The following is a 23,807-nucleotide window of genomic DNA, read 5'->3' on the forward strand; positions in this document are numbered from 1 at the left end:
TTGTGTGGATGAAGGGAATTTATTTTGTTATTAGTGAAGGTCAAACGTGGCCACAATTGTTTGAAGAGGAGAGAAGTGGTGATATCACATGGAAGAGCTCATCAAAGTGGAGAGCCCGTTCTAAAAGTGGGAAAAGATACTCATTAAGAAGGGCTATCATTCCAAAAGAAATAGAAAGGTGAGTAAAAATTGCGAATCACTCAGTTAGCAAACTGAAAAATTAATCACCATTTCAGAAAGAGAAAGGTCATTTGATTAATCAAGAAATTTACCTGACTAATTTAGATTTATCTATGAAGGTTCGTTAGCTACAAGCCGATATAAAGAGTATGAGGAAATGATATTTGTACGTATCAAAATACATAAGTGAAAGGAAGAGTGGGATGGATAAATCTAAAATCCAAAAAGTAAATAAAGCCTTGATAGCAACAGTATTTGCTACAAGTGGGATTGCCGTTGTAGTACCTCCACCACAAAAAGCGGCAGCGGCTACTTCTCCCTTTACAGACATCGACCAATACTCAGTTCATTATAACGATATATTAAAATTATATTCTCAGGGTGTGATTAACGGGTTTGCCGATAAAACCTTCCATCCGGATGTCAATGTAACACGTGGACAAGCAGCAAAAATGATTGCAACGGCATTAAAATTGGATACGAGAAATGTCCAAAATCCTTATTATAAAGATGTACCGAAGGGTAGCGAATTTTATAAATTTGTCGCAGCATTGCAAAACGCAGGCATTATGTCTGGGTATTCTAATGGCACATTTATGCCAAACGAAGTGATGACTCGTGGCGAATTAGCAAAAATATTAGTATTAGCATTCCATTTGGAGGTATCTCCTAGTTACAACAATATTTTTAAAGATGTAGATAGCCAATCAAGCAATGCTATCTATATTCAAACACTAATCGATTTAAATATTACTGAAGGCACAACACCTGTGACATTCTCTCCGTTTGATGCTGTAAATCGCGGACAATTTGCTTCTTTTGTGGTTCGTTCACAAGAGAAAAAGAACAATGAAACATCTTTCAAAATTATAGATGTAGATGATGATGCCGTTTATATAAATGGTGAAGCCTATGCAGTTCCAGAAAGCCTTTCACATATTTTTAATGACGATAATGCACCTGTCTTAAAGGGTGCTTATATTGAGGGTGATCTTTCTGGTAAGAAGGTTCGATCCATCTCTAAACTAACATTAAATGCAAGTGGAACAAGCTCAAGCTTCCTTGATTTTGATGGTGATTATGGTTCATTAGGTGCAACCATTGTAGTTAATGGCAACTATATTGAATTTTCGAATCTTAAGATGACAGGTACTATGTTTGTCAATGAAACAGTTCGACCACCATTGCATTTAGGTGCTACTAACAATCAACCATTATCCATTGGGCGTGTGGCGAGCAATAATATTTCTTTTATCAACTGGTCGAATCCAGATAATACTAAAGGCGATGGTTCATCTAATAACAATTCAACAAACGATCTTCAAAATTGGACGAACCAAAATCCTGATAAAGATAAGCCATTTGTCAACTGGTCAAAAGAAAAACAAGAAATGAAAAATGTTGAAAAGCATCTTGAATTTTATAACAGCACTGTTTCGAGACTAGTAGTATCACAAACAGGGACAAAAATCGAATCCAATATGAAACTACCACGTGTAGACATCATCGGAAGTGTTCGCGAATTTGAAATTCAAGGCTATATTGGAACATTAAATCTGGATACCGAAACAAAGTTAACGATCTATGGAGATGGCAATATTGATTGGATAAACTACAACAGTTATACAGATTTAGAGCTGTATATAGATGGCCGTATCGGTACTCTATATGTTGATAATTCATACGGCAAGGTTGACATTGGGGACTATACGTATATCGACAAAGTCATTTTACCTAAAGATGAATCTCCAAATAATATCTTTGATGATTTCCTAGATGATAAAGACAATATCGGAAATATCACAGATCCAGATGGCAAACCAATCGATAAAGACGAAAACGAGAATCAGAATCCAGATGATAAAACAAAGCCTATTGTAAGTATTACAAATGTCAAAGTGCTCAATGGCAGTGAGATTCAAGCAGATTTCACATCTGATGAGGTAGGTACGTACTACTATATTGTGCGTGAAAAGGGAGCAGAGGCACCTAATAAACGTGAAATGGTAAACCATCTTTCAATTGAAAACGTTGCATACGGAAGTAGTGCGGCAATCAAAGGTACAAACTCAATAAAAGTTTCAAATCTAGGTGAGAAAAAAGAATATGTCATCTACATCATGGTTGTAGACGGCTCGAAAAATGCATCTGATATTGTCTCTCAAGCATTCCAAATGAAAGATGCAACTCCACCAGTAGTTAAATCTCTACAAGTTACGCCTTTACATGGAGGAACACGTGCTGAATTCAAGTTTGCAGCAAGTGAGCCTGGAGATTATTACTATTATGTACGTAAGAAAACAACAGCAGCTGACCCGACGACGGCAGATATCGTCGCAAACCCAACAGGTAAAGGGAAGGCAAAAGCTGGTGAACTTGGAATAACAGGAATTTTAACAGAATTAGATGCTGAAACCGAATATCAGCTTTATGTTGTCATGAAGGATGATTCAGGCAACTTCTCGGTAGATCCAATACCTAAAGAGGCGGTAAAAGAGTTTAAAACTGGTGAGCTTGATAATATTCCACCATATGTTGTTGGCGGACAACTAGTATTACTAGATGAGATTAAAAATGAATTTTATCTAACCGTGAGTGAGGATTTAGATCCCATTTCTGCTGAAAAAATAGAGAACTATGATCTTTCAGGTACAGGGATAGTCAATCAAGGAGCACAGCAACCGATACATCCTACAAAGGTTGTCTATAATAAAGCTCAGAAAAGATTAATTTTCACCATTCCATCATTAACAGGCTTTGTAAACGGGGATAATCTAGTTGTTACAATATCACCGAAAGTTAAAGATTTGGCTGATATCGAATTTGAAAATATCAATAACATTCCAAATAATACTGTTCCGCGAAACACAGCCGAATACATTCATAACGATATAGAATTACCAGTCCTCACAATTATAGGAGAACCAGTAATTAATAATACAAAGGACCAAACACTTCTTGAGTTTAATGCTTCAAAAGCAGGAACGTATCATTATCTAATTATGGAGTCAGATATAACTCTTACACGTGATGACCGCTTACGTTTAATTGAAGCTGTCCAATTAAATGAAACAAAATTTAAGGTTGGAACAGAAGAAATCGATATTGTGGGGAGCGGAGGTAATAAACCAGCTCAACTAGGAAAACAAAAGGTAGTAATTCCATTACCAACAGCAAATTTAAATCCGTTTAAGAGCTACTCTATCTATATGGTATTGCGCGATCGTTCAGGAAATGTTTCAGATATTGAGACTAGACATGTAATCGATGACCAAACACCACCGAAAATTGAAAATACATCGATAAAGATAGCTCAAGGAGATAAGAATGCTACCTTCAAATTTATGTCAGATGAAGATGGTACGTATCACTATATTCTTAGAAAAGCTGGCGATACAACAGTTCCAGTACCTTCAAGTGCTGAGGAGGTTATTGAAAGAGGAAGAGCTAGCAATATGAGAAAGGGTACTAATGAAATTAATTTTGCCACTTTAGAACCCCATCAGAATTATGAGCTTTATGTTGCGGTAAAAGATAGATATAAAAATGCAACAATGCTTCAAGTAGGTACAGAGTCAAAAGTATATACTTTTGATGAACAGCAAAATAAAACAATTACTTTGACACCAGGCGAAACTGACAAAGGTGTAATGGCATATAAATTCTTCTCAGATGGTACACCACCAAAGGTAGAGGATCCGATCTTTAAACAACTAGATGGTAAAACATTTGAGGTCACTTTCTCAGAGGCCATCGATTTAAAAAATGGAGATTTTACTTTAGTTAAACCAGGAACAACAACAGCTATTTCTCCTACTTACGCATCATGGGAGTGGGAGAATACAACAGCTAAAGAATGGGAACCTCGAAAGCTGATTATCAAATTTGCTAACGAAGTAACACAGAGCTTTGATATTACACTAAATGCTACTGTTAAGGATAAAGGTGAGTGGGAATTTAGTAAGCCAACAGCTTCATTCATTTATAGAACCTTAACAACAAATATTGAAAGTGCTAAATTACAGCCACCAATTACTACAGATAGAAGTAGAAATATTTTAGCTACATTTGACTTTACATTCTCAGATCCTTCTGTTCAACCAGGGGAAAAGGCTAAATTCTACTATAAAGCATATAGTAAAACTTATTCTGATACACAGATTGAAAACGTTACGCCTGTAGAAGTTATTCAACCTGATGCTCCAGGAGCACTAATTAGTTTAAGTAGTGGCAATGGTCAAACAGAGCTTTCAAAAGGACGAACTGAACAACCTATTACCCATCCAACTGTTTCTTTCATTGAAGGAGATTATATTGTAATTGTCATTGTAGACAAATACGGAAATATGTTTAAAGTTCGAGATAAAATAACAAAATAAGCTTAATTTTAAGGAAGAAACTCTTTACATTTAGTTGAAGAGTTTCTTCTTTTAAATAATCAATGAAAGTCCAAACTACCATCAATGAAAGTCCAAACTACCATCAATGTAGTTTGGCTTTTATTTGAGAATCATTTTCAATTATAATGGTAGTAGTAAAGAAGATAGATAGGAGGAATTATGTGCATTATGAATGTTGATGACCATATATACCTGTGGGATCATGCTGCTATCAAAGTGCTGGACGTTCGGCATCAGATTATGAGAATGGGAGAAACATTACAGTCTTATAAAATGCCAGCTAATGGCTTTATTTTTGTTTCTCGAGGAAGAGCGCAAGTCCAGCTCAATCAAATTGAGTATATTATTCAGCAGTTTCAAGTCATACATGGTAGCAAAGGAACTTTTTTAGATATTTTTCTAACGGAGGATGAGTTGGAGTATTATTTGATTTTTTATAAAGCGACCATGCCTATTCCTATGCGCCAAGAAGTATTACGCCTGATGGATAAAAGTAATCCATTTCAACTGCAATATAGCTATATACCCAGTTACCCCATTTTTATTTTTCACAAAGTTAAATTGATGGAGCAGGAGTGGAGGAAGTCTGGTGGGATAGATCGCTTTCATGTCAAATCATTATTCTATCAGTTTGTTCATAATCTGCTACAGCAACTGCATAGCCAAGGTATAGATATGATTAAGCCAGACCTTGTAGGACAGGTAATGAAGTATTTACAAGAGCATTATGCACAGGCTTTGACACTAGAATCTATTGCAGCCAATTTGAATTATAGCGTTCCTTATTTATCGTCCATTTTTAAAAAGAAAACAGGTTATAGTGTAATTGACTATTTGATTCAGACTCGCCTTGATATAGCGGCAAATTTATTAGTAGAAACGGATGCCACATTGAAGGAAATTGCCGAAAATGTGGGCTATAAGGACCCTTATTATGTGAGCCGTCTTTTTAAAAAGCATAAGGGTGTTACGCCATTACGCTTTAGAAAACAAGAAAGAAAAAATGCTATACATTGTCCTCAAAATAGCATTGAATCGTCCATTGTTTGGCGACCAATATGGCGATATATTGATAGTGATAATCATTATCAATATAAGCGAGAGGAAGTTATACATATGCATAGAGGTTCAAGAGCTCCATTCACGGCAATGGCACTACTCTGTATTACGTTATTATTATCAGCATGTACGGGAGGTACTGCTAATCTGAACAATGAAACTACTGGGCAAAATCAGACTGTAGTAGAAAATCAGTCAGCTAACTCGTCTGAGACAAGGGTTTATAAAGACCTTCAAGGGACAGAAGTAGAAATTCCTACAAATCCAGAACGAATTGTGCTTCAAGGCAATGCAATCGGTGATTTAATTGCATTAGGTATAGAGCCTGTTGGGGTAGATCGTCGTTTTATCGAGAGCGGTGTTTTAGAAAATAATAGGAAAATTAGTTCAACAGATATCGGCTTTCCAACCAACTTAGAGAAGGTTTTGACATTAAAGCCAGATTTGATTATGCTGTCATATATTATGGATAATGAGGTCGAAGAAGCTTCTAAAATTGCACCAACCGTTGTTTTCGATGGTATGCTGCCATTAAAGGATCGATTACCAGTCGTTGCTGATATTGTTGGTAAAAAGGAAGAGGGAGAGCAGCTACTGAATAAATATAATGAAGATGTCGATGCAATGTGGGAGCAGCTTCGTGCAGATGGTAAGGTAGCTGAGGGTGAAACGGCAGTAGTATTCCAATTTTATTGGAACAAGGCTATGTATGTGATGAAAACAGGTGGGGTAGCAGATTTACTGTATCAACCAAAAGGATTTGCTATGGACGAAAAGGTACAAGCACTGCAACCAAATAGTGGCCCGTATATTGAAATCACTCCAGAAGTGCTGCATGAAACACTTATTGGTGATCACTTATTTGTTGTCCTTTCTGCGGATAAAAAGGCGCAACAAGCTTTTGAGGAACTGAAGCAAGAGCCGCTGTGGAGCTCCTTACCAGCCGTAAAAAACAATAAAGTACATTTCATTGAAGATAAATGGAATTATGATGATATGACAACGAGTAATATGCTACTAGAGGAATTTCCAAATATGCTAACAAAATAAGTAGATAGGAAGGGCTAGGGGAAAACCTTAGCCTTTTTTTATTTAATCATCATCAGTGAATGCAACTGCTATATCAATAAGTAACTTAACTTACAAGTCGCCTGGAATTATTCTACAGTGAGCAATCAATAGTAAAGAGGACTGTTATAAGCTTTCATTAGAAAAACTTCTTAGATTTTCAAAGCTGTTAGAGAAATAGCAGGCTTTTTTGAAGAACTAAAATAAGAATTAGGTACCATTAACTATTACTATACTTACTTGTCTTTTAATGAGAATGTTTATCAATTATAATGATTTCTATGATGAATGTTTCAATTATATTGAGGTGGATGTAAAATGTACAGATTAATGGACACAGCAATAATCGAATGGCAGGAAAAGGTTAATACATATACACTTCATACAAAATTTCCAACATTACTAGCTTGTGATGTTTCTATCAAAATTTCTTTAGATGGAGAATGGTTACGTCTAGATAAAAATGAAATGATATATCTTAGTGCAGGGGAAATCGTAAGGCTAGAAAAAGCAAATCACCAAGTTGTTCATTTATATATTGTATCTTTTCAAATGTACAGTCTTACTGAAGAAAATGCTGATTTATTGCTTTATCGTGTCGATCATAAACAATTGCCTGCTCATGGCTCAATTGCTAGTGTAGAAACATTATCGTATCGTGCTGTTACTCTCCTTCAAGAGCTTGTAGGTGAGTTAGACGTAGGTGAACAGCATTTTCATAGTAGACAAAATTTTTTGTTGGAGGAAATATTACATTTATTTATCCAAGCTTTAAAGCCGTATAAAGAGAAAGTAGATTTGATTATGCGAGAAGCTCTAGCATATATCAATCGCCATTATGATCAAAATCTAAATCGTTCACAATTAGCAGAGCTTATGGGTTTTAACCCAAGTTATTTTTCAAGATTGTTTCAACAACAAATAGGGCGTAGTTTCTCGAACCATTTGATGAGAGTGAGAATAGACAAAGCCAAAATGTATCTTCTTTCAACGAATGCCACATTGAACGAGATTGCGAGAAAAGTTGGCTATACAGATGGACTCTATTTAAGCCGAAAGTTTAAACAAATTGTTGGTGTATCGCCAAGTGAGTATCGGTATAGACCGAAGCCGAGACGTATTGTAGCATTCCAATATAGTGGTGATTTACTTGCTTTAGGCATACAGCCAATTGCTGCTCCTTTTACACCATGGGAAGTATCACCGCTTATACATCGTGAGCTTAGTGGTACGATTGATTTGGAGCAAGATAGAACTCATCAACTGGAGAAAATGGACATCGACCTAATCATTGTGCCTGAATATTTATATTATTGCCCAGGCAAGTTAGAAAAATTGGAGCAACTTGCACCCATTTTGGTTTTGCCATGGAATCAATTAGATCGACTTGAAGAAGTTAAGCTTATAGGAAAAATTCTTGGATGTGAGCAAGAGGCAAAGATGTGGGTTGAGCATTATCAATCCATTACACATACAGCAGCTGCTAAGCTCGAATTCATTATACAACCTCATGAAACAGTAGGTTTATATGAGGTATGGGAGGATCATACAATATGTATTTGGAATACCACTGCAAGAGCTACCTATAATTTATATAATGGCTTAAAGTTAACTCCTCCTCCACGTATTCAGCAAGAGGTGCTAGAAGTAAACAGTCATCTTTTTATAGAGGGAAATATATTATCTGACTACGCTGCTAACCATATGTTTGTTGTCCTCACAGAAGATTACTATCAAGATTTTCCAAATAAGCTATTAAAGCATAAAGCTTGGAAGCAGCTATTTGAAGATCCAACAAGGAGTATTTATCCGATTAAGCTTAATGATTTTTGGTGCAATGATGGATTAACGCTAGAAAAACAACTTAGTATTATGCTAGAAAAGCTATATAATCATTAATTATGAAGCCTATGTCACTTTTGTCCATATGCAAGTTCTCACATTTTGAAATAGACGATTGAAGAAGAGAGCATTACGATAAGGATATTGATTGAGAAAGATTATCATTATCGATAGGAGTGAAAAAATGGTCAAGGCTAGGCAAAGAATTTGGATAGGGTTAATGATGCTACTGTTGATTTTGATTGTTTTAGGTGGCTGTAGCAAAGCGACAGAAAGCAATTCAGGAAGCCCTCAGTCAGAGTCAAATAGTAATTCAGAAACAGATACAAAAGTTATTAAAACAGTTGATGGTGATGTTGAAATACCTGCCAATCCTCAAAGAATCGTTACGCAAGGGTATTTAGCAAATTTTTTAGTTTTTGATGTTAAACCAGTCGGTGCACCATATTGGGAAATAGAAAGCCCTTATACTATGGAATTTAGTGAAGGGATCACAGACATTGGTCAAATTGATGGAGGCTCGGTTGAAAAAATTTTGTCACTTAAACCAGATTTAATAGTTACGGTTGGAGGAGATGAAAAATTAAATGAGCAATACCGTAAGATTGCCCCAACATTGGTCATCCCTTATGGTACATATCATGAGGTTCATGACGAAATGAGAGCTTTTGGGGAGATTTTAGGAAAAGAGAAGGAAGCGGAAGAATGGCTAAAAGAATTTGATAAAAAAGTAGCGAAGGCAAAGGATTCTATTAAAGGGTTAATTAGAGAAGGAACGACTTTTTCTCTTATGGGTCCGTTTGGAAAGGATTTTTATATCTATGGTGATGGTGTAAATCGCGGTGGACAAGCAATTTATCAGCAGCTAGGTTTAACACCACCAAAATTAGTACGCAAGGATTTAATTGAGCCAAAAATTAATGCACTTAGTATTTCACAGGAAAAGATTGCAGATTATGCAGGTGACTATATCTTTTTAGACATTTCAGGAGAAGCGGAATTTGATGAGAATGATCCTGTATGGTCAACGATTGATGCAGTTAAAAATAATAAAGTATTCTACTTAAATCCTGAACGTTTCTGGCCATATGATCCAATTGCAGTGGAATCGCAGGTTGAAGAAATTGCTAAAATGCTAAAGAACCATTTAGAGCAAGAGAAGTAAATGCTACAAAAAAGCCCAAGTGTATAAATTACCACTTGGGTCTTCTACTAGGAATCCAAAAAACGGGGAAGACGACTAAGCATACAAGGAAGGACGCTCACATGGTCCTCCTCATCAAATTTTACATAATCAGTAAGAATGTTTTTGTCGCTTAAACGCTTCATTTGTTCAGCAGCTTGATCAGCTCCTTCAAGCATATCTGGCAACTCGTTAGCGCCGATTGTAAGTAGGAGATTAATAGTATGCTGACTGTTCCAAGTTTCAGCAAATTTGTCTATTTCTTTTAGTACGGCATTGTTAGCCCACCAAACAGAGGGGCTTCCGACTACTACATGACTAAATAAATTTGGTCTAGCACATAGAGCATACAGTGTGAAAAGACCGCCTAATGAATGACCAACAACCGCTTGTTTCTTCTTATTGACAGGCCATTCCTTTGCGATAGTAGGCATTAGCTCATGCTCAATAAAGTCTAGGAATTCATTGGCTTTGCCATTAGGAGGCCAAGGCGTTCCATCTGGACGTGGTGGTAGCTGAGCTTCACTAACAGGTAGTGTAAAATCATTGCAGCGTCGTTCCATATCAAAGGGTTCTTTTGAGGGATAGCCAATCCCAATAACAAGAATTGGGTCATAGCCTTTTGGTTTACGTGTTTGTAATTTTACTGCCTCAGCGAGCGTTGGAAAAAGAGCGTCCCCATCTAAGGCATATATAACAGTATAGCCATCTGCTGGTGGTGCTTCTGTTGGGGCAGCAATTAAAATTCGATAGTCAAGCTGTTGACGAGATGTCATGGCAACTTCAAAGTAGTTATCTGATGTATAAGGTTTCTTTGTCATTGTTGTCATGGCGCTAAAAACTCCAATACATCCTCTATCACTTTTCCTTGTGCATGAATACCACCATTTAGCCAATAATCCTCGGATGTTTCAAATACTTGATTATGTTTGAAGGCAGCTGTACTTTGCCAAATTTTACTGTCCTTCAACTCATTTATAAATTCATCTCCAAGATTGCCATCATTGATTAGGAAAATATAATCGGCATCAAGTTCAGGTAGAATTTCTAATGATACTTCAAAGGCACCATTTTTCACGTAGCTGCTTTGTTCAAATCCTAATTCATGTGTTAAGACATACCCACTGAAATACTCATCAGTCATGAAAAACATTCCTTTTGCATTAAAGCGAATTAACGCAACCTTTTTACCTTCTGTGATGGAGGCTAGCTTTGTTTTTGCTGCATCCACCTTTTCTTGATAGCCTTGTAAAGCTTGCTCAGCCTTGTCTGGTTCATCAAGTAATTGCCCTAGAATTTTAATAGAGCCTTCTAAATCGCTTGCAGCATTATTAAATACATAGGTTGGAGCAATTTTGGCATATTTTTCGTATGTGCCATTTTCCACATAAAATGAATTGTGCAAAATAATTAAATCTGGTTTATTAGCCATAATCGATTCGGCTGAAGGGGGACCACTTGCAAAGCTAATTTCAGGTACCCCTTGTAGCTGATCTTGTAAATAGAGCTGTGGTTTAACACCATTCGACCATTGCATAATAGGCTTGATGCCAAAAGCTAATAACGAATCCTCCATAACAGGTGCAAATATTTTTGTAGGCTTAGCAGGTAGTGTCACATCATTGCCAACCTCATCTTTTATTGTTAATGGATAAACACTTTGCTCCTTCGTATTTTCTGTGCCTGCCTGTTCTTCTTTATTACTTGATTGGTCATTGCATGCCGAAAGTATTCCAATAGCAAGCAATAACATCGCTAATATATAGGCAGATTTTAAAATCGTTTGACAGTGATTACGACAATTTTGTTTCATTGTTCATCAAAGTCTCCTTCCATTGATAATCATTCTCAAATGGAATTATAAATCACTGTCTGATAGGAAACCATGGACGGAAACAGGAAAAGGGTTTGGATTTTTTCCGGTTAACATCAGCAACATTTCATCTAGCATTCGGTTTATAGCAATAGCAGAGTATTCGAACCAAGGATTTGATGGCAAAACATAGACATGTCCATTTTTTACGGCTTGGAGCTCTTTCCAATGATCGAGGTATTGTAAAGTGAGCCAATAATTCCGAGTGGGCGAATCTGGGCAAATGATAAATAGTAGACGGTCTGGATTTATGTCTACTAGCTGTTCAAGTGTAATAGGTTCGTTACATGTTTGTTGTTGCGCATCAACAAGACGAAGCTGCAAATCCGTAAAGAGCACATCCTGAATGCCTTTATTACAATATAAAAATAATTGGTCGCCACATAAACGGAGAACAGCAAAAGTATCCTCCCCAGTCACTCCTTTGATATCTTGTTTAGCCTGTAATACCTTTTGTTCATATGTTTCAATGTAATGTTCACCCACGCTTTGTTTTTTGACAGCAACAGCTATCTCTCTTAGCTGTGTTCGCCAGTCCTTAGCTTGTATATAGACATTTTTAATACCCATTGTTTGAAGCCAATCAAGCATGGAGAGGGAGGGTTCCTCTTGGAAAATGTGAATGTCTGGCTTAGCAGAGGCTAATTTTCTAAAGTTGTCTTCGGACTCTGCATCAAAAATATTGACATGCACTTGAATTTTGTCTTGGTAATGGTTGTAATAATAAGGACTCCATTTAGCATTCAATGGAGCTGCAACAGGTATGATGCCAAGTGCTAATAAATTCCCGGTAGCTGAAACAGAAAAAGTAGAGATTCGCTGACGAGCTATTTTATTAAAAGCAGAAGGTGAAACCCCCACTTCCTTTTTAAACTTCCGACTAAAATAAAATTCATCACTGTATCCAACTTTTCTAGCGATTTCACGAAGCAATAGATCTGTATCACGCAATAGCTGCTTAGCATGTCCAATACGCAGCTCCGTTAAATAATCAGTGGCACTTTGACCGAATGCCTTTTTAAATGCCTCACCAAAGTAGCTAGAACTTAGACCAGAAATGAGGGCCAGATGCTCCATCGTGAGTGGTTGATGATGGTTTTTAGCAATATAATCTCGAATATCCTTTAATGAAATTTGAGTTGTCATCCTATCTGTTATGCTTTCCGTTTTCATGTAACATGTCACCCCTTGTATATAATTATGGGAATTACTTTGCAGTAACCAATAACTTTGGTAATGCACCGAGTAACTTCTCCCTTGTAAAGGCATCACTATAATTCCACTTTGTTGCATCCACTAAATAAACGTGGTTATTTTGTACGGCAGTGAGGCTTTTCCAAATATCACTTTGCATCAATTCCATCGTTGCCTTTTGCGATTCTGGTTTATCAGATAAAAGCATAAAGATTCGATCACCAGCGTATTGAGGCAAGTGGTCTATCGGTATTTCCTTATACCCCATGCTTGCTTGAAGTAATTTTTTAACTTGCGGGTGAGGCTGAAATCCATCTGGATGAAAAAGGGCAGGGGATAGACCTGTGCAGCCCATGACATAAAGGCGTTTACCATGATCAAAGGTCAAAACTGATGCCGTTTCACCAGGCTCTACAACGGTTTGTAGCTGCTGCCACATAGTTTGTTCTTGGATTTTAAAGCGTGTTAGCCAATTTTCTGCACGTTGTTGTTGGCTTAGCCATTGTCCTAATAGACGGATGCGTTCTTCTAATGAATCCCAAGAATTTAGGGTAATAGTTGGAGCAATTGACGATAATGCCTGATATTGCCGTTCGTCGTTATTTGTAAAAATGATTAAATCTGGATTAAGCTTTGAAGATTTTTCTAGATTGATTGGGAATGCTACATCTTGAATGTACGGAACATGGTTTTTATAAAAAGATTTACTAATAGAGTTTTTGTCACCACCTATTGGCTGTACATCAAAAATCAACATATCGCCAAATGTTTCTCCATGATAAATAATACGATGAGGAGAGGAAGGGATGACTACCTCATGTCCAGTCCAATCTTTTACAATTGTTCTTTGCTTATACTGCCGTGCAAACTGCTTTGGGGGAATCCCAATCACTTGTCGGAAGCGGCGATTAAAATAATATTCATCATCAAATCCAACTTGCTGTGCAATATCCTTTAATGGCTCATTTGTTTGTAGCAATAATTCCTTTGCATTGGTGAGACGTAAATCTGTAATATAATCTAGCGGTTTCTTCCCTGTTAAAGTTTGAAAGATTGCACTATATTGCCATTGAGCGATATGAGCTAGCTCTGACAGCTTTTTCACGGTTAAAGGCTGTTGATAGTAGCTATGTATATAGTTAATCGTTTCTTCAACCGCCTTTGTCATTGTTAATTGGTAATTCACATGAAGCTGATGTTCAAATAATAAATTGAATAGTTCATACAAGATTCCTTGTTGTTTAAGATAATCTGATTTAGGTTTTAAATGATATAGATCTTCGGTAAGACGAATAAAGCGCGTATTTGGGTAAATAGTATACTCCACTTCATCAGAAAAAATGGCTCCTAAATATGGAGAAGGGTACTCATGTTTTAGCTGAAAAGCTGTAAAAGTTATTTTATAGAAATGGAATTGCTTCGTTAGATCCGATAAATCTATCATAGAATGAGGTTGTATAAGAAAAATCTTCCCTTTCGTCACCAAATAGGGAATATCATCAATCGTTAATGTTCCACAGCCATCCATAAAAAGTATCATCGTATGGTGAGAGGTTGAGATAAACGGATAGCTCTGTGAAATATAGTCGATATCTTCTAAATGAAAGAGTAAATTATTGTTAAAGGAAGATGAAATATTGTCTTCCATCTGGTCACTTCCTTGCTAAATGAAAATGATTATCAATTAACTATATTGTATAAAAAGTAAAGAGACATTTCAACAAAGATGAAATGTCTCTTGCTATTTATTTTTTTAGCATAGTAGGTATTTGTGTTAACAGCCATTCTCTAGTTGAGGCATCGCTATCACTTTTTTGAATATCAATTGTGTAAACATGTCCATTTTTCACAGCAGGTAGGTTCTTCCAGATTGGGCTTTCCATCATTTCTTTTGTCGATTGTTTCGCCTCATCATCTACTGGTGTTAGGATGAAAATTCGATCACCAGCATATTCAGGGAGAAGTTCTGTGGAGATTTCAGCAAAGCCTGTTCCATCATCAAGTATTTTTTGTATTTTGTCACCAGGCTTAAGAACATTTGAATCGTATAAAACTTGAGAAAGTCCAGCACGTGCCATTACAAATAATCGGTCTCCTGGATAATAGGTTAAAACCGATGCCGTTTCATCTGGTTTAACGCTGCCATCAGCTACAAGTGAGTTCCACATTTTATCTGCCTTTTCTGTATAGTCATCTATCCATTGAGCTGCTTCATCTTTTTTATTAAGTATATCGCCTAGCTCTGTCAAACGTTGGTCCAAAGGCGCGAAAGTATCAAACACTATAGTTGGAGCGATTTTAGAAAGCTGTGAATATGTCTTATCATCAGAAGTACCAATAATGATAAGGTCTGGTTTTAATGACAATGTTTTCTCAACATTAATAGGAAAACCAACGTCCTCTACATCTTTTACACGATCTTCCCAAGCATAATTTGTAATCCAGGAGAAGCCTGCACCAACTGTTTTGATATTCAATGCAAGCAAATCACCGTATCCTTCTCCATGATAAACCACTCTCTGTGGATTTACTGGGATTTCAACCTCATGATCTAAATAATCCTTATACACACGAGTTGTTGCTTCAGTTGTTGTTGTCCCTTTTTTATTTGTCTCTTCATTGCTTGAACCACAAGCAGCCATAAATATCCCCACCAGTAGTAATAGGCTACAAATGAGCATATGTCGATTTAATTTTTTCATGTCTATTCCTCCGTAAATGATAATCATTATCGATATAGATTAGCATAATTTAGTCATTGTCCAAGGACAATGGACAAACAAAAGATGGGTCATTGAGGTTTATCCAAAAAGCCTATTTCTTCTATTTTAAATGGCAGAAAATAAAATCCGTTTAACCGTATAAGCATCCTTCCATAGGTGGAAAATGGGCCTTTCATTGAACTAAGATGCATGTAATGAAAGGAGTATACAAATGAAAAAATTTTGGGTGTTTGTCTTAACAGGTATGCTATTAATTGTTACAACGACAGGATTTGCACGTATGGCCTATGGCATTATTTTACCGTTTATGCAGGAGGGGTTGAGCTTTACGACCTCTCAGTCGGGTTACTTAGGTACAATGCTGTTTTTAGGCTATTTACTAACAGTTGGACTTTTAGGAGTACTCACAATACGCATTGGTGCAAAAAATGTTCTGTTAGTTGGAGGAGTCTGTGTTGTTTTAGGATTGATGGGTCTGGTTTTCGTCACTAACTTCTGGGAGGCTGCTATCACACTGTTTTTTGCAGGCGCTGGTAGTGCACTTGTGTATACACCACTACTATCTATAGCTATTAGCCTATACCCTAAGAAACGGGGGACTGTCATGGGGCTGTTAATGAGTGGAGCTGGAATTGGGATGCTTTTATCAGGCTTACTCGTCCCTTTTATGCTGCAACAATTTCCTACGTTAGGATGGCGAGGGGCGTGGTTAGTATTTGCGATTTTGACACTGATCGTCATGTTGTTAGCGTTCTGGACGATAAAGCAACCAAATCCTGTTAAGAAGGATACAATACAGGAAAAAATAACAGCATGGCGCAATAAGCAGCTATATATCATTGCAGGTATTTATTTTGCTGTTGGTCTAGTCTATCTTATTCCTAATCTATACCAAACAAGCTATATGAAAAGCCTTGGGCTATCCAATGGACTAGCAGGTTCCATTTATGCCATTGCGGGAATCGTGTCGATTGGAGGCGCTCCATTCTGGGGAATGTTAGCAGATAAAATGGGTGTTAAAAAGGCATTAACAGCGGCATTACTATTATCCGTTGTCGGAGATTTACTACCAATAATGTTTGAAAATATTGGAGGGTTTATATTATCCTCTATTATTTGGGGTTCATCACTCGGTGGTGTTCTTGTCTTGATTCAGATGAAGGCAAGCCAGCAAGTGCCACCTCCATATGTTGCGTCTGCTATCGGATTTATTTCCATTTTTTATGCAGTTGGTCAAATGATAGGGCCCGGTTTAGCAGGTTGGTTAATTGAGCATGTTGGAGGATTTCCAGTTGCTTATGGCTTTGGAGCGATAGTTTTCTTTATATGTATCCTGCTAGCATTTACAATGACTACTGCAACAACAGAAGAATTCTAAATTTCATAGCGGAAAAGATGTACCTTTGCTATACTTTGGTTAATTATTGATAATCATTCTCAATAAAATACTGAGGGATGGTGAACGCTATGAATATCGACTTTCATCAAAATTTTACTCAATTTTTTCATGCATTAGAGATACTAAAACCACAGGAAAATGCAACACAATATATGACATTCCAATCATCGATAAAGGAAGGGGCAATACATCGTTTTATGCCTCGTGCAGATTTAGAGGTGGTTGTATCGGATTATTCATTTCATCAAGAACATCGAATGAATATCTCTACAGCGAAGCCAATGGTGGAAGTTAGCTACTGCTTGCAGGGGACACGTGGCGTTCATATTTCTAATTGTGAATATGAAGTAACGGCAGGAACATGTACTTTGCAATTAATGGAGCAAGTAGAGGCAAATTTTTTATTTAATAAAGATGAGTCTTATCAGATGGTTGGCATCGGTATTCCTGTAACAACTTTTAATCATTACATGGAAAAAATCAATGGCAATGGCGGTGCTACCAAGTTTTCTAAGGTTCTTCAAGGATATCCCTATCGTTTGTTTCAAGAGAAGATAGATTCGCTTGATTTGTTTATGGTAAAACAGCTGCTAGAAGGGATAGCAGCTAATCGGATGACTAATTTGGAGTTAGAAAGCATGGCTTTACAGCTTTTAACAAGAACATTTCAAACTTTTTTCTCTCATCCTACTAATTCAATGGAATTTTCACAGGACGATAGATCTAAACTATCTCAAGCAAAAGCCATCATGGCAGGAAATATAGTGAATCCTCCTTCACTCATGGAGCTGTCGCGTTTAATTGGCTTAAATGATTATAAGTTGAAAAAAGGATTTAAAGAAATGTATGGTACAACAGTATTTGGCTACTTACGTGAGCAACGATTAGAAAAGGCTTGTTATTTACTACAAAATGGAACAATGAATGTCATGGAAGTGGCAAATGCTGTCGGGTATTCAAATTCAAGTCATTTTGCTGAGGTTTTTAAGGAGAGGTATGGGCTGAGTCCTCGAGAATTTGTAAAATATACTTCACACTAAAACCCCCTCCAGCGTTATGTTGACGCTGGAGGGGGTTTTCTTACTTAGCAATGCTATCTACGACATTTTGAATGATTTGTCGATTAGCAATAGCCCCTGAATATAACCAACTTGAATTTTGGTCAAATTCATAAACATGACCATTTTTAATAGCAGGTATATTTGCTAAGAGTGGATCACTTAATAATTCAGTGCTGCCTGTACGATCACTGTTAATAACAAAAAGATAGTCAGCATCTATTTGTATAAATTTTTCTAAAGAAACCTGTGACCAATCACCAGCAGCAGAAGCTGATATCTCTTTTACTAAGGTTGGTGTTTGTAGTCCGAGATCCTCATAAAGAACAACACCGCTAGAAGCTGTGTCACTTACCATATAAATTGTATTTTTAATATTCCAGATGACAGTGGCAGAAGGGCTCCCGACTTTGTTGTGAATATCTTCTTTAGCTTCTTTAGCAAATTGATCATAATCTGCAAGGACTTTTTTTGCCTTATCTGTTTGACCAAAAATTTCGCCCATTGTTAAGAGCTTATTGCGCCAATTATTATCCTCTGCTCCCATGACATAAGTAGGTGCAATTTTGCTATATTGCTCGTATTTTTCACCTTCGGCAATTTCAGGTGAACCAACTACAATTAAATCCGGATTAAAGCTTGTAACAGCTTCGTAAGGAAGATCAAATTCAATCGTTGGGATGTCTTTTAATGATTCTTGAAGGTAGCCTTGGATAGAGGTACCTCCTTTGACTGACCATTGTGCAACTGGCTTGATACCTAATGCTACAAGGTGATCTTCTAAATAGGGTGCAATGACATGCTGAGGATTTTTGGGAATGGTCACCTCATGACCGATGGCATCTGTTAAAACTCGATTAGCGCTCTTTTCATTTGTTGTATCGGATGAGGAAGATGGTTGATTTCCACATGCAGCTAATAGGATGGAAATAATAAAAATGCCCGTTAACAAGACATTCTGTTTTATATATTTTGTCAAAACGATAAGCCTCCTAATTCAATTGATTTCTATCATGCTACTTCATTATAATGAAAATGATAATCAATATCAATTTGATGTTTAGGAGATAAAACGAAATGAACAAAGATCGTCAGTTACTGTCCCATATTTTTTATCAACCTATTCAAATAGTGACATTACAAGAAATGTTAAATGACAAAGCAGCACATTTCACACATCCTATTATTGTCATCATTTATGAAGGACATGTAGAGTGTACCCACCAAGGTAAGAAGATTCAGCTTAGTTCAAATTCTGTTATGCTGTTGAACGATACTGACGATCTTCATCTACTTGAAACAGGTGAAAGTAGCGGAATCGTCATCCAATACCTTGCATATGGCTCTAAAACGGATCATTTATTACAAGATGCTATTTTAATTGAACATGGCTCCTATCGGCTCATGAATCTAGCTAAAGAAATAGAAAAGGAAGCGGATGCCCAAGGTAGTAATCCGTTTCGCTTACAAAAATTATTTGGTGAAATGCTTGAAGTGTTATACAACCATTTACATGATAATAAACAACAACAACAATGGATTGATAAGGTACTTCATTATATCAACCTACATTTTCATGAAGAATTAACAAGGGAGCAGTTGGCTGAAAACGCACAAGTAAGTCCTGAGCATTTTTCACGTACCTTCCACAAGCATACTGGTCATACATATAGTGAATATTTAGCGTTGCTAAGAATACGAGAATCCCAGAAAAAGCTTTTGTTAGCGATGCCGAAATTAGATGATCTTGCCCAGGAGGTTGGCTATCGTGAGGGTACTTATTTAAGTCGAAAATTTAAAGAATTAGTGGGTGTGTCACCGACAGTTTATTATCAAAAATCGAAGCGTGTCATTGCGCTTAATACCAATCATACAGCCTGCTTACTTGCTCTCGGCATTACGCCCGTGTTGGGGGTGTATTCTCCATTTCTGGAGGGCATCGAGCAAGTCCCCCCTTTGCAGAAGCTCAAAGGCTATGAGTATGCTATTACGTCAAATTATCAGGAGATATCCGCAGCATGTCCAGATGTCATTGTTAACTATAGTGGTGGCAAAGAGAAACAAGCATTACTGTCAGTAGCCCCTGTATTCGAGCTACCGTGTAGACAATTGAGTTGGCGAGAGCAATTTGGGCTGATTGCCAATATAGTTGATAGGCGAGAAGTGTGTAAGAGCTGGCTTCAGCAATATGATGAACAAATAGCGCGTTGTAACAATATTCTTGATCAACAACTTGGGTCAAGAAGAGGTACTGCTATTGTTTGGGAACTAGGTAGTCATCAAGCATATTGTTTAAATAGTAGCCATGGGAGAGGAAGTCATATACTATATGAGGATTTAGGCTTTAGTCGACCAGATGCGATTGTCACGAAAAACATTGAACAAACAGGTTACTTAACAGTAGATATTGAAGATATTGTGTACTTTCCAGCTGATTATATATTTGTTACGGCTCTTCCTACAAAAGATTTTGGAAAGGAGTGTCTCTTAACAGTATTGCGCTCAGAAAAATGGCGGTCACTTACGGCAGTGCAAAAGAAGCAGATGTACTTTATGAATCAATATGAATTATTTTATGGCTATGACCCATTATCTACAGCGGCTCAATTACAAAAATTAATGGAAGTACTAACATCATAAAAGTACAAGGGAACAAATCACTTCCATGCATAGACAGTTATTTTACTTTCTTCTACAATTATTGAGAATGATTATCAACTAATGTGTATGGAGGGGAAAAATGCTTAGACAAAATAGAAAATTCATAGCACCACTGTTTCTTCTATTACTTCTTTTGTTAACGGCTTGTGGGGAAAATGAAAAAACCACTAGTTCAACTACAGAACAAGATACAAAGGAAGCAGAGACAAAAACGGTTCAGACGACAAATGGCGAAATTGTTATTCCGACTAATCCACAGCGTATTGTAGCAGAGGAATATATTGCTAGTTTGCTTGTATTGGACGTGAAACCAGTGGGAGCTCCTGGGCTGGCTCTTGAAAACTATTATTTAAAGGATGGATTAAAGGATGTAGAAGAAATCGGTGATTATGGAAAACCATCGATTGAAAAAGTTATATCACTCAAACCAGATTTAATTATTACGGGCAATGGGGAAAATTACGATGCTTTAAGTAAAATTGCACCTACAGTTGTCATCCCTTATGGTGAATTAAAGAATGCACATGAAGAGCTTACATATTTTGGTGAATTGCTTGATAAAGAGCAGGAAGCGAAGGATTGGCTCGCACAATACGATCAAAAGATTGCCGATGCAAAGGCACTAGTAGATGCGATTATTCCAGAGGATGCAAGCTTTTCTATTATTGAAGATGCAGGCAAATCTTATTATGCTTATGGCGATAACTTTGGACGTGGTGGACAGCCAGTTTATCAGTCGCTTGGTCGTAAGCCACCTGCTAAAGTTGCAGACGAAATTATGGAAAAGCAGTGGGTTGAAATTTCAAAAGAGGTGCTAGCAGATTATACAGGAGACTACATCATTTTAACTGCAGATGGTCGCACAGTTGAAGATTTTAAAAATGATCCAATATGGGGCAGCCTACCAGCTGTAAAAAATGATCATCTTTATGTTTGGCCTGAGGAACGTTCGTGGTACTATGACCCTACAGCAGTGTTGGCTCAGGTTGAGGAATTAACCAAATGGCTAACGACTAAAAAATAACAGGGTACGTTGTGCTGATAATTTATTAGTACGATGGTTTATAGCAAGTAAAAAAAGGAAGCAACTTTAGCAATAAAGGTGCTTCTTTTTTGTTGTTTCATTTTAATATATTATTGAGAATGTTTATCATTTATAATATTCACATGAGGTACCATTCTATGCTTTGATTAGAAAGGTGTGAAAACAAACAGTGAACATAGATGATCATATCCTTTTGTGGAAAGCGGCTTCCATTCAATTGTTTGATATTCGTTATACAAGGATGCAAAGTGATGAACAGCTTAGCTCCTATCGTGTGCCAGCAAGCGGTTTTTTGTACGCAATAAAGGGAAAGGCTAAAGTATTATTAGACAGTAAAGCCTATAAGATAGAAAATTTTTATATAGTGCATGTTGGTAAAGGGAGCTGTCTGCATATTAGTGCTGTAGAAGATAGTTTGGAGTACTATTTAATTCTCTACAAAGCGACGTTACCTCTTCCTCATAGAAAAAATTTGCTAGCGTTGTGGGAACGTGAAAAACCTTTTCAGCTTCAATATGTTTTTCAAATTTCGAATGCGCTCACATTACAGGAAAAAATCGAAACTATGCACCGAGAGTGGCTCAAACAGGGCAATCTAGCCCATTTTCATGTCAAAGCCCTTTTTTATCAATTCATTTATGAGCTTTTGCAGCAATTACATCAACAGCAGGTCATTGTTCAACAGCCGGACCTTGTGGAGCAAATTCAAAATTATATAGAAGAATATTACAATCAACCGATTACACGAGAATCGCTTGCCCAAATGTTGAATTATAGTGTGCCCTATATAGCTAAGCAATTTAAGCAGAAGACGGGTAGAAGTATTATTGATTATCTTATCCAGATAAGAATACAAAAAGCACAGCAGTTATTATTACATACGACTTCGAGCTTACAGGAGATTGCGTCGAGTGTTGGCTATGAAGATGTCTCTTATTTTATCCGTATCTTTAAAAAGTACAGTGGGCAAACGCCAATGCAATTTAAACAACAGCCAGATAAGCATAAATCGTATCGTCCTATGTATCGGCTTTCTTTGTCTAATGATAAAAAGTGGATACGACATTATATTGATAATGATAATTATTATCAATATAAAACAAAAGGAGATTTATCGATGAATAAAAAAACAAAGCCCTCTATGATGGCGACTTTATTGCTATGCTTGACTTTATTGCTTAGTGCATGCTCTGGTACTGCTATCACAGCTTCTAATAATGGAGAAACAAAAGCACCAGCTAATGAGTCAACGGAAGTACAGTCGACAACAAAAATTGTATCCACTGTGAAGGGGGATGTCGAAATTCCTGTTGACCCAGAACGTATCGTAACCGATTATTACCCAGGTTTTTTATTAACTATGGGCATTAAACCAGTAGGAACACAGGAGCTTTATATGAAAAGCCCTTACCTGAAGGAGCATAATGAAGGGATTACTTATTTTGAAGAATCCCTTGAAGCAGTAGTTGATTTGAAGCCTGACCTTATCATTACTGGGGATGATAAGAAATACGAAGAATATGCAAAAATAGCGCCAACAGTCTTAATACCTGTTAATTTAGAAATGGATGCAACATTGGAGGAGTTTAGTAAAATTTTAGATAAAGAGGAAGAAGTGAAGGCTTGGTTAGATGACTATAATCAAATGGTAGCAAAAGCGAGACAAACAGTTCAAGATATCATTGGTAAGGATCAAACGGTGACGGTTTTTGATGGTGGAGCAACAAAGAATATAACATTATACGGTAATGGTTATACAGGGCGATCATTTTATGATGGGCTTGGGCTAACGCCACCCGCAAAAGTAGTAGAGGAAATTGATCCTAAAAAGCCGTGGCTGGAATTATCACCTGAATTACTTCCAAATTATGCAGGTGATTATATTTTTGTGGCTGTTGATAAAGCGACAGAAACATATGATTATAAAAACGAACCAGTTTGGAAAACGCTAGATGCTGTGCAAAATGATCAAATTTTTGAAATTGATGGCTGGAGTTTCTGGTTTTCAGATCCTATTTCAATCCGAGGTCAGATTGAAGAAGTGACAGAAATACTAGTACAGCATGCAAAAGCAAAATAAATGGGATTTCATAAAATCACTCAAGCATTGGATGTTTGAGTG

15 protein-coding genes are annotated in these 23,807 nt (G+C 36.9%); 9 read left to right on the top strand and 6 right to left on the bottom strand.

Features of this window, described 5'->3' with window-relative positions; genetic code table 11:
• Positions 1 to 383: 383 nt before the first annotated feature.
• The 4 genes from V6670_RS00990 (at position 384) to V6670_RS01005 (ending at position 9,714) form a co-directional block, all read left to right on the top strand.
• Complete coding sequence (locus V6670_RS00990; RefSeq protein WP_338652252.1) at positions 384 to 4,559, top strand: S-layer homology domain-containing protein; 4,176 nt, start codon at positions 384 to 386, stop codon at positions 4,557 to 4,559.
• Between the two features lie 189 nt (positions 4,560 to 4,748).
• On the top strand, positions 4,749 to 6,689 hold the full coding sequence (locus V6670_RS00995; RefSeq protein ID WP_338652253.1) for an AraC family transcriptional regulator: 1,941 nt from the start codon (positions 4,749 to 4,751) through the stop codon (positions 6,687 to 6,689).
• Between the two features lie 348 nt (positions 6,690 to 7,037).
• Positions 7,038 to 8,606, top strand: coding sequence for a helix-turn-helix domain-containing protein (locus V6670_RS01000; RefSeq protein ID WP_338652254.1), 1,569 nt, complete (start codon positions 7,038 to 7,040; stop codon positions 8,604 to 8,606).
• A 127-nt stretch (positions 8,607 to 8,733) separates the two neighbouring features.
• Entirely contained in the window at positions 8,734 to 9,714 is a 981-nt protein-coding gene (locus V6670_RS01005) for an ABC transporter substrate-binding protein (protein ID WP_338652255.1), read from the top strand.
• A 47-nt stretch (positions 9,715 to 9,761) separates the two neighbouring features.
• On the opposite strand, the gene V6670_RS01010 is transcribed toward V6670_RS01005, so the two are convergent.
• The 5 genes from V6670_RS01010 to V6670_RS01030 form a co-directional block, all read right to left on the bottom strand.
• The gene (locus V6670_RS01010) at positions 9,762 to 10,562 is read right to left on the bottom strand and encodes an alpha/beta hydrolase-fold protein (RefSeq protein WP_338652256.1); all 801 of its coding nucleotides are present in this window, start codon (positions 10,560 to 10,562) and stop codon (positions 9,762 to 9,764) included.
• On the bottom strand, positions 10,559 to 11,545 hold the full coding sequence (locus tag V6670_RS01015; RefSeq protein WP_141905281.1) for an ABC transporter substrate-binding protein: 987 nt from the start codon (positions 11,543 to 11,545) through the stop codon (positions 10,559 to 10,561). The genes V6670_RS01010 and V6670_RS01015 overlap by 4 nt, the downstream gene beginning before the upstream one ends.
• Before the next feature lie 45 nt (positions 11,546 to 11,590).
• On the bottom strand, positions 11,591 to 12,778 hold the full coding sequence (locus tag V6670_RS01020) for a helix-turn-helix domain-containing protein (RefSeq protein ID WP_338652257.1): 1,188 nt from the start codon (positions 12,776 to 12,778) through the stop codon (positions 11,591 to 11,593).
• Positions 12,779 to 12,812: 34 nt separating this feature from the next.
• Positions 12,813 to 14,447, bottom strand: coding sequence for an AraC family transcriptional regulator (locus V6670_RS01025; RefSeq protein WP_338652258.1), 1,635 nt, complete (start codon positions 14,445 to 14,447; stop codon positions 12,813 to 12,815).
• Positions 14,448 to 14,544: 97 nt separating this feature from the next.
• Positions 14,545 to 15,501 (bottom strand): ABC transporter substrate-binding protein, encoded by a 957-nt coding sequence (locus V6670_RS01030; RefSeq protein ID WP_338652259.1) that lies wholly within the window; start codon positions 15,499 to 15,501, stop codon positions 14,545 to 14,547.
• Positions 15,502 to 15,733: 232 nt separating this feature from the next.
• Here V6670_RS01030 and V6670_RS01035 point away from each other — a divergent pair, with 232 nt between their 5' ends.
• Both V6670_RS01035 and V6670_RS01040 read left to right on the top strand, forming a co-directional pair.
• The gene (locus tag V6670_RS01035) at positions 15,734 to 16,900 is read left to right on the top strand and encodes an MFS transporter (protein WP_338652260.1); all 1,167 of its coding nucleotides are present in this window, start codon (positions 15,734 to 15,736) and stop codon (positions 16,898 to 16,900) included.
• A gap of 89 nt (positions 16,901 to 16,989) precedes the next feature.
• Entirely contained in the window at positions 16,990 to 17,961 is a 972-nt protein-coding gene (locus tag V6670_RS01040) for an AraC family transcriptional regulator (RefSeq protein WP_338652261.1), read from the top strand.
• Positions 17,962 to 18,001: 40 nt separating this feature from the next.
• Here the strand turns inward: V6670_RS01040 and V6670_RS01045 are convergent, their stop codons facing one another.
• Positions 18,002 to 18,958: an ABC transporter substrate-binding protein gene (locus tag V6670_RS01045; RefSeq protein WP_338652262.1), complete on the bottom strand. Its 957-nt coding sequence runs from the start codon at positions 18,956 to 18,958 to the stop codon at positions 18,002 to 18,004.
• 98 nt (positions 18,959 to 19,056) lie between these two features.
• On the opposite strand from V6670_RS01045, the gene V6670_RS01050 reads away from it, so the two are divergent.
• The 3 genes from V6670_RS01050 to V6670_RS01060 all read left to right on the top strand — a co-directional run bounded on the left by V6670_RS01050 (position 19,057) and on the right by V6670_RS01060 (position 23,765).
• Positions 19,057 to 20,619, top strand: coding sequence for an AraC family transcriptional regulator (locus V6670_RS01050; protein WP_141905287.1), 1,563 nt, complete (start codon positions 19,057 to 19,059; stop codon positions 20,617 to 20,619).
• A 100-nt stretch (positions 20,620 to 20,719) separates the two neighbouring features.
• Positions 20,720 to 21,664, top strand: coding sequence for an ABC transporter substrate-binding protein (locus tag V6670_RS01055; protein WP_141905288.1), 945 nt, complete (start codon positions 20,720 to 20,722; stop codon positions 21,662 to 21,664).
• Between the two features lie 190 nt (positions 21,665 to 21,854).
• The gene (locus tag V6670_RS01060; protein ID WP_338652263.1) at positions 21,855 to 23,765 is read left to right on the top strand and encodes an AraC family transcriptional regulator; all 1,911 of its coding nucleotides are present in this window, start codon (positions 21,855 to 21,857) and stop codon (positions 23,763 to 23,765) included.
• The last annotated feature ends 42 nt before the right edge of the window (positions 23,766 to 23,807 follow it).

Source organism: Lysinibacillus sp. Y5S-8, from assembly GCF_036894365.1.
Lineage (GTDB): Bacteria > Bacillota > Bacilli > Bacillales_A > Planococcaceae > Lysinibacillus > Lysinibacillus fusiformis_D.

Excerpts from the sequence above, each read along its gene's own strand:
- V6670_RS00990 (WP_338652252.1), top strand. The coding sequence starts at position 384 with ATGGATAAATCTAAAATCCAAAAAGTAAATAAAGCCTTGATAGCAACA.
- V6670_RS01040 (WP_338652261.1), top strand. The coding sequence starts at position 16,990 with ATGAATATCGACTTTCATCAAAATTTTACTCAATTTTTTCATGCATTA.
- V6670_RS01050 (WP_141905287.1), top strand. The coding sequence starts at position 19,057 with ATGAACAAAGATCGTCAGTTACTGTCCCATATTTTTTATCAACCTATT.
- V6670_RS01055 (WP_141905288.1), top strand. The coding sequence starts at position 20,720 with ATGCTTAGACAAAATAGAAAATTCATAGCACCACTGTTTCTTCTATTA.
- V6670_RS01025 (WP_338652258.1), bottom strand. The coding sequence starts at position 14,447 with ATGGAAGACAATATTTCATCTTCCTTTAACAATAATTTACTCTTTCAT.
- V6670_RS01010 (WP_338652256.1), bottom strand. The coding sequence starts at position 10,562 with ATGACAACAATGACAAAGAAACCTTATACATCAGATAACTACTTTGAA.
- V6670_RS01020 (WP_338652257.1), bottom strand. The coding sequence starts at position 12,778 with ATGAAAACGGAAAGCATAACAGATAGGATGACAACTCAAATTTCATTA.
- V6670_RS01035 (WP_338652260.1), top strand. The coding sequence starts at position 15,734 with ATGAAAAAATTTTGGGTGTTTGTCTTAACAGGTATGCTATTAATTGTT.
- V6670_RS00995 (WP_338652253.1), top strand. The coding sequence starts at position 4,749 with ATGAATGTTGATGACCATATATACCTGTGGGATCATGCTGCTATCAAA.
- V6670_RS01000 (WP_338652254.1), top strand. The coding sequence starts at position 7,038 with ATGGACACAGCAATAATCGAATGGCAGGAAAAGGTTAATACATATACA.
- V6670_RS01015 (WP_141905281.1), bottom strand. The coding sequence starts at position 11,545 with ATGAAACAAAATTGTCGTAATCACTGTCAAACGATTTTAAAATCTGCC.
- V6670_RS01030 (WP_338652259.1), bottom strand. The coding sequence starts at position 15,501 with ATGAAAAAATTAAATCGACATATGCTCATTTGTAGCCTATTACTACTG.
- V6670_RS01005 (WP_338652255.1), top strand. The coding sequence starts at position 8,734 with ATGGTCAAGGCTAGGCAAAGAATTTGGATAGGGTTAATGATGCTACTG.